Raw genomic sequence first — 1,701 nt, forward strand, 5'->3', positions numbered from 1 at the left:
AAAAAGAACACAAACTTAAAAGAGGACTTTTGAGATGCGCATTATTTTATTGGGTGCCCCAGGTGCCGGTAAAGGTACCCAAGCTCAGTTCATTATGGAACAGTATGGTATCCCACAGATCTCAACTGGTGATATGTTACGTGCAGCGGTTAAAGCTGGTACGCCATTAGGTTTAGAAGCTAAGAAAGTAATGGATGCAGGTCAATTAGTTTCGGACGATCTTATCATTGGGTTAGTGAAAGAGCGTATTGCTCAAGAAGATTGCGTTAAAGGTTTTTTACTTGACGGTTTCCCTCGCACAATTCCTCAAGCTGATGCTATGGCTGAAAATGGTATTGAGATTGATCATGTTATCGAAATCGATGTGCCGGATGAAGAAATCGTTAAGCGTATGAGCGGGCGTCGTGTTCATTCTGGTTCTGGTCGCGTCTACCACGTGGTGTTCAATCCACCTAAAGTGGAAGGTAAAGACGATGTCACTGGCGAAGATTTATCTATCCGTCCAGATGACGAAGAAAGTACCGTACGTAAGCGTTTAGGTATTTATCACGAGCAAACTAAGCCATTAGTTGATTATTATGGCAAAGTCGCTGCTGAAGGTCGTACTCAGTACAATAAGTTTGACGGTACTCAGTCAGTAACTAAAGTGAGTGAGCAACTAGCCAGCGTATTAAAATAATCGCTGATTAGCTACTCCATTAAAAGCCTGCTTTGCAGGCTTTTTTTATGCCTAAGGAATAAGCTAACCGTTGCGTTGTATTAGTGGGAATACTATTCATTGATAGTGAACCCCTCGTATTGACTCAATATTTATTTAACTTCCGCTCAAGGTTGTAAACACGATTACCAAATCCTAATACTATCCTTGCCTCAACTCACTATTGATGTATTCATGCGCCTTACTCGTCTTTCAATTGAATATTTCATATGGCTAGGAATCAGTCTATTTTAACCGTTTGACCCAATCTATAAGCCCAAACTAACGCGATGGAATACAGCGATATTGAAGCTAATATTTGATTGAACAGATAAACATTCTCGAGCCGATTGAGCCCAAGTCTATATATCGTCGTAAGACAAAAAATGAATGAAATAAGACTGAATGCCACAACGAAGCATATTTAGGCCGTGAATGTGATAAAAGTGATATAGGATTGACGCTTACCTATGATAAAATCTGCCGCCATTTTCGCGGATGACGACTCATGCAAAATTGAATGAGTGTCAGTGGTAATTAATTTCACACTTGCACGGATGCCAAGCTATGAGAGCCCAATATGAAGTTTCCTGGTCAACGTAAGTCCAAACACTATTTCCCTGTAAACAGTCGTGATCCGTTATTGGCTCAACTTACGCAGCAGCCTCAACCTTTTTCTACTTACATTTGCGGTATAGATCAAACCTTGGTTGATATCGAGGCTAAAGTAGAAGACGAGTTACTTGAGCGATATGGCTTACCTAAAGGCAACTCAACTCTCATTAATGATGAGCAAGCCCATAATTTGTACCATGAACTTAAATCTAATGAGATGATCAGCGATGAATTTGCCGGTGGTACTATTGGTAACACCGTCCACAATTATTCGATTTTAGCCGATGATCGCTCAGTACTTTTTGGGGTTATGAGCCAACATATTATGGTGGGTAGCTATGCTTATCGCTATTTATGTAACACTTCTTCAAAGGTTGATCTTAACTTTT

At 40.3% G+C, this 1,701-nt stretch carries 1 protein-coding gene and 1 pseudogene; both read left to right on the plus strand.

The window, feature by feature from the left end; translation table 11 throughout:
- The first annotated feature begins 34 nt into the window (after positions 1 to 34).
- Entirely contained in the window at positions 35 to 679 is a 645-nt protein-coding gene (adk, locus tag CXF78_RS16625) for an adenylate kinase (protein ID WP_011637011.1), read from the plus strand.
- A gap of 598 nt (positions 680 to 1,277) precedes the next feature.
- A pseudogene (locus tag CXF78_RS16630) lies at positions 1,278 to 1,701 on the plus strand (inosine/guanosine kinase); the annotation flags it as partial.

This window comes from Shewanella sp. 11B5 (genome assembly GCF_002836795.1).
Classification (GTDB): Bacteria; Pseudomonadota; Gammaproteobacteria; order Enterobacterales; family Shewanellaceae; genus Shewanella; species Shewanella frigidimarina.